The following is a 5,685-nucleotide window of genomic DNA, read 5'->3' as shown; positions in this document are numbered from 1 at the left end:
GGCGTTCTGGTCGTGATTGTAAGGACGGAAGCGGGGCTTGGCTTTGGGCATCTGACGACTCCTTGTCCGTTTGCACGATCCTATCAAACCGGAGGGGGATCTCGGGGTTTTTCTACAGCCTCAACGCTTGCAGCAGGGGCGCGACGTCAGGAGCGTCCCCTGCCTGCATTTGTTATGAAATTTTTGTATTCTCGCCAAAGGTTTCGCCGCCACTTCCAACTGACCTTTACTTTTACGGGCTTGCCAATACTGGTGTCCACATAGAGGTTGAAAGTCATTATCCGATAAAACGCTGTCAGTGCGTTGTCAGCGAACAGAAACTCGTCTCTTTTCTCCAACTCCGCAAAGAAATCTGAAGGGTGGAATATCAGTACTTGGTCTCCGTCTGATAGCTGCTTTGGAAGTTTTGAGCACATATGGCTGACGCGGCGATCAAGATATGGAAACGTCCAGAAGTTCAGCTTCCCTGTGAAAGGATACTTTCTGTACCTCCAGTGGTAATTCGTCACACTAACCTGGCGCGGGCCTACATTGACGCATGAAAGCGTATAAACGAAAAAATTCAACACTTGGGGATTTTCTTGTGGAATTACCCCCGAGGAGAGCGTTGCTCTGAGTTGAACATTTCGATCTCTGACAGACAACCACAGTGCAACACCCGAAATCAGGACAGTGCCAATAGCCGATAACCATGGAGCAAAGCTGTTGATAAACAACCATGTCTCTTTACACTCAGGTGTCACTCAGAGCTCCCATTCATAACGATTTAGTACACCAGCGGCTGCGTAGCAGCTGTCTGGTGTACGACTTGTTAATGGGCAGCGCGCACCGGTAGCAAGAACACCAAGACTTAAATCGCCAGTGATTCGAAGTGCGTGAAGGGAAAACCTGTCTACTTGTTTATGGTAAATCAAAGCATTCACCAAGGCATCTAGCGCGGCGGCAGATAGAACCGAAGCCTCTCTCCCGTGAGCCAACCCGTGTCTGCCTGAACCCGTGTTCATGCCGCCACGGGTTGGCTCACGGTAGCATAAGCGCGAAGGTTTGACTCCAGGTCTCACAGAACTTTGCGACATTCGCTATATCCACTTTTTCCATCGCTTGTTAATGTGACGAATATTGAAATTACCTTACCCGGCTTTTCATTTTTCTGGCGCTTTTCGCGCTGCATCTTTAACGCCGACAGCACAGGCCGGAGCACGCAGTGCGGAGGTCCAGCCCCGAAGGGGCGATTGTGCCTGGCCTTGTTATGTTTTTACCTCGTTTCATCGTAGTAGAAAGGCAACTTTGGTGAATCAAAGTCACCCTCTCCGTATTTTTCTTCAACGTGTTGTGGAAGCATTTTTCGCATTTTTTCGTGGATTGAGGTATGAAGCAACTTAAAGGCTGCCTGATCATTTACGGAACCCAGAAACCTCTCAATATCTTCCATTGTTTGGTAGTGTAATGGCTGATGAAAGAACCTCTGATATTCCTGTAAGGTAGAGAATACATACATCAGGTCTTTCAAATTAACCTCTACCTTTTCATCAGGATCGATCGCATCGAAGCCATAGGTTGCGATCTCCTCCAGATTCTCAGTGTACTCTTTACTCACTCACTACCTCGCGAAACATAACGCCCGGGCTCAGCGGCCGATTTGGAGGCGCACCGCGCCGGAAAAGCGGTCCGCTGCAGCCCCTGGTTATGGCTTTACTTGCGTACAACTCCAACCCTACCACTTTCATAATCATTCCAGTCCCATGATCTTGCTGGTTTATGCGTGTAGTGCCGCCTACCAGCAAAACCGACTAGCGATAAATGCGGGAGCTGCTCCAAGAAACTTAGATCACCATCCAAGATCATGGTATTCCCATAGAAGGAAAGCGCTCGTAGATGAACCATCTGACGAATGGGATCAAGAGTTTCAATTTCTTTATTATCGGAGAGCTGTAGCACCCTCAGCTTGCTCAAGGAGGAAAGCTCTTCGATATTGGTAATTTTTGGCGAACCGTCGATAGTCAGCCACTCTATGTTTGTTAGCACTCCCAAACCATCAAGGTGATCAAGCTTTCGACAATGCAATAGTTCCAGCTTGCGCACGTTTTTAAGCCCAGCGAATAGTTCGGTACTATTAAAGTTAGAGTTCGCTATAGTTAGGAATTCAAGCTGGGACAAATTCTCGATATTTGAAAATCTTTTTAGTTTGAATTCATCTATGTATAAATAGCGAAGGGAGGGGCATGCGAAAACCGATTCTGCCCCCTTACCATAGTTTATAAAGCACTTTTCAAGTTTTTTAAGTTTACTTAGATCGATCTTGTCCGCCCAGGCACAGGATAAGCTGAGTGATTTTAGATTTACTAAATTCTCAATAGGCGACAATTGCTCTAAGGGAGGAGAAATGATATTGAGCAATTCCAATTCAGGAAGATCGTAAAGAAACTCCAAACTCTCACATTTAAACCCCTCACTAACATTGAGATAGAGGCCCTTAATATTCCTCTCCCTCATAAATTCGATGATCTTCTTGTTCCATTTCCCTTTGATCAGGAGTGAATGAATTGAATCTTCGTAGTCAGAGTCAATTGGTGCAACTGATCGAAAATACGGGCTTTTGACTATTTCTACTTTGGTACCGGAAATCTTCATTTTTTCCTTGTGCCATAACGCCAGCAATAAGCGGCGCCCTGACAAGGGCGTCCGGTGGAGGCCGAAGGCCGGAACGAATTTGATTGCCTTGTTAACTGCTTACTCGAAAACTGCTTCATAGACGCTCTGGTCCCATGCTTGCCCAAAGCCGCTTTCGCTTACCAGAGCAACGGAAAATCCTTTGTCGTATCCTGAAACCACCATAGCTATCGGATCGCCGTTGTACAGCAGGGCTACCGATTCGCCATCGCTAGACCAAACAAATTGAAAACTATGCTCCTCGGGGGATTCGAGAACCGCCCTCGATGAAGCGTATTTACGTGTGAGAATAGGTGGATTGCCGGCTTCTATTGCTGCCCTATTTAATTCCTCACGGGGCGCAACCGGCGAATAGGCAAACGCATCTTGTTCAATGCCTTCACCACCGACTGGAGTAAGGTAGAGCCAGGCACTGCTTCCATTGTCCTCTAGAATCGCACAGCGCGCAGACTCAGGATGGCAGTTCTCAACGAATGTGTTTGCCATAGGTGTTCCGCTAATCATCAACGAGAGTAAGACCGGGTACTTCATGCAGTTAACGCAAGCAGCAGGGGCGCGACGAAAGGAGCGTCCCTTGCCTGCATTTGTTAAAGGTTACCTGACCAGTTTGACGTAGAAACGGCCATGTTGATCCATTGTATGTTGTATTCTTCCGGCAAAACTCGGCCCAATATCTGGCGTATACCCTTCCTCACCATCAAAATAGGAGTAAAGCTTCTCCAGATCCTGCTTCTTGATTTCTTCCATAACTTTATTCATGCACTGATTTTGCTTCTGCTTTACCAGTGTGAGCAGGTCGCTAATGATAGCCCGTAATCCTTCTCTAGTTGCTTCATTCAACCCTGTGAGCCGAACAGGAAGTGGCGGGGCGACCGCAACTACCCTTTTTCTATCATGATTGGGGTACAAGGCTAAAAAGTTGACGCTGCCTTCGCCTCCACCTCCGGCATGTGCTACATACTGATGCCTCAACTGCATGATCTTTTGATGATGATCTTGGTGAGCTTTCGGCACGGCGCTACCTTCTAGCTTTGCTCTAAATCCTTTAGAGGCAGTAAAGCACCTAGCGTAGGTCACAATTAAGGAAAGAGTCGATGCCCAAGTGACTGCGCTGAAATTATCGTTCTGATTTTCTTTTAGAAAATCGATCAGCTGCACGCAGAACTCTAAATCCATTTGAATCGATTTATAGCCCCTGAAACCTTGAGCATATTTAGAGTCGTAGATAAGCGTAAAACAATTGTGACCATCTACAGAAAACGCATCGGGGTAATCCTGAAAATCTATTTTTTTGAACTTCATTGGCAACTTTCCACGCTCTCGATTCCGTGGTGACCTTTAACGCCCGCCATCATGCGCTTGTCGCATGCATGGCATTGTTAAGAATTATCCTCTTTGCCGAATAGTGCTCTATTACGAACAAAAATAACTACTGCAAATACTATAAAGCCCAGCCCCATGAGGAACGGCAAGCTCATAACACCGCCTCTTGAGTAATAACCAAACCCAGAGAACAAAATCCCCATGAACAGATAAAGCACTGGTGCTATCACCGTATTTGCTGGTGCCGCTGCATACACCTTCGCATTCTTCTCAATAATCATATTCATCGCTTCAACTTGATTCTCATGCTTACCCTTGCAGGCGAGACCATGGTTCAAGTCAGCAGCGCAGCTTGAGCAAATCCCCTTGCTACAACACTTACATGTACCCACTGCTGATGTGCCTGGGTGGTTAAAGCAATCCATATCTCCCCCTGATTCTTAACGCTTTTGTTTAGCGGCGCCCCGACAGGGGCGTCCGGTGGAGGCCGCAGGCCGGAACGTACTACAACAATTTGTTAGGTGTTTTTGCTTGCACGGTACGCAAGATAGGCCTGCTTCACTGCTCTGTACCTGGCTAACTCTTCGCCTTTCAGAGGTGCTTGGCCCAATTTTCGCAGGATATCTTTGTACATGTAGCCGGATCTAAAAAAGAATGGGCGTACCTCAACAAAACATAGTGCAGCCTCTATGGATTGCGGATCGCCTTCAACTATCCGTTCATATGCCCCTTCGAGTCCGCCGGGAAATGCCAATCTGTCATATTGCGAACGGAACTCGCGGCAAGCTGATTCCCACTCTCGATGTTTGTGCACATTTTCATCACGACGCTTGAAAGTCTCATGAACTCTAGATTGAAGAGCGTTTATTTTTCGTTCGCTCCCTTTGATCTCTGAATCGTAATGACCCACTTCAACACCTAACGCCTCAATCAGCCGACGCTTTAGCGGTCGGCTGCATTGACTTGTTATATTCTTCTTCCGGAATTTCTACCTTAGCATCAACAATAATTTTCTTCTTAGAGAGCGCATTTATCTCTTTAGAAACCATATCAATGCTGTTTTCTATATTCTCGATTGATGTCGAATAATCTACAGTATCAGGAAAATCCAATGCCTTAATAGATGACTCAATTTTGGCTACATTGGCATCTAATGAACCAATAATTTCGGCATACTTCTTATTAGATTCCTTGCCGCTCTCATAATTATTGAATATTCCAACCAAGCCAATGACTATTGAGACGGCTAATGCTGACCAAGTTGCAATCATTTGGATACTGAAGCGCCTTTCATCATCGCTTTTATATTTATTGTGCTGTAAGTGAACTAGCTTCGGCTTGGGAACAACCTCTAGATGAATGTACCTAATCAGAAGGTCAATGATTTTCCTGTCATATATTGGCATAGCGAAAAACGGCATGTTTACAGCTCCAGCGCCGAATTCCACCTTGCCAGTAGACGGACTAGCTGGCGTATAGAAAAATGCCAAACCCTCTTTCTCTAATCTCTCTAGTACAAGCAAATGAGTTATAAGCTCTTGCGTTAGCTGTTTCTCTCTTTCTACTTGGAATTCCCCCAATAAATCGGACACGCCCTTTCAGTTGATTTCCTCGAACTCTAGCGGAGTCCGGTAACCCAGGCCACTGTGCAGCCGTTGGCGATTATAAAAGTCTTCAATATAGTCATTTATA

At 46.1% G+C, this 5,685-nt stretch carries 9 protein-coding genes; all 9 read right to left on the bottom strand.

Features of this window, described 5'->3' with window-relative positions; genetic code table 11:
- Positions 1-146 precede the first annotated feature (146 nt).
- Entirely contained in the window at positions 147-716 is a 570-nt protein-coding gene (locus tag J3364_RS22440) for a hypothetical protein (RefSeq protein ID WP_349560393.1), read from the bottom strand.
- 539 nt (positions 717-1,255) lie between these two features.
- Positions 1,256-1,597: a hypothetical protein gene (locus J3364_RS22435; protein ID WP_349560392.1), complete on the bottom strand. Its 342-nt coding sequence runs from the start codon at positions 1,595-1,597 to the stop codon at positions 1,256-1,258.
- A 95-nt stretch (positions 1,598-1,692) separates the two neighbouring features.
- Positions 1,693-2,676: a leucine-rich repeat domain-containing protein gene (locus J3364_RS22430; protein WP_349560391.1), complete on the bottom strand. Its 984-nt coding sequence runs from the start codon at positions 2,674-2,676 to the stop codon at positions 1,693-1,695.
- 54 nt (positions 2,677-2,730) lie between these two features.
- A complete protein-coding gene (locus tag J3364_RS22425) occupies positions 2,731-3,156 on the bottom strand; it encodes a hypothetical protein (RefSeq protein WP_349560390.1) in 426 nt (141 codons plus the stop codon).
- A 108-nt stretch (positions 3,157-3,264) separates the two neighbouring features.
- The gene (locus J3364_RS22420) at positions 3,265-3,972 is read right to left on the bottom strand and encodes a hypothetical protein (RefSeq protein ID WP_349560389.1); all 708 of its coding nucleotides are present in this window, start codon (positions 3,970-3,972) and stop codon (positions 3,265-3,267) included.
- Between the two features lie 77 nt (positions 3,973-4,049).
- Positions 4,050-4,280, bottom strand: coding sequence for a hypothetical protein (locus J3364_RS22415; RefSeq protein WP_349560388.1), 231 nt, complete (start codon positions 4,278-4,280; stop codon positions 4,050-4,052).
- 230 nt (positions 4,281-4,510) lie between these two features.
- Positions 4,511-4,903: a hypothetical protein gene (locus tag J3364_RS22410; RefSeq protein WP_349560387.1), complete on the bottom strand. Its 393-nt coding sequence runs from the start codon at positions 4,901-4,903 to the stop codon at positions 4,511-4,513.
- Between the two features lie 16 nt (positions 4,904-4,919).
- Entirely contained in the window at positions 4,920-5,585 is a 666-nt protein-coding gene (locus J3364_RS22405; RefSeq protein ID WP_349560386.1) for a hypothetical protein, read from the bottom strand.
- Between the two features lie 6 nt (positions 5,586-5,591).
- Positions 5,592-5,685, bottom strand: a 94-nt coding sequence (locus J3364_RS22400; protein WP_349559876.1) for an IS3 family transposase, incomplete at its 5' end; no start/stop codon positions are given.

It is taken from the genome of Marinobacter sp. NFXS9, from assembly GCF_040148665.1.
Classification (GTDB): Bacteria; Pseudomonadota; Gammaproteobacteria; order Pseudomonadales; family Oleiphilaceae; genus Marinobacter_A; species Marinobacter_A mangrovi.
This window is presented reverse-complemented; position numbering and strand designations above follow the sequence as displayed.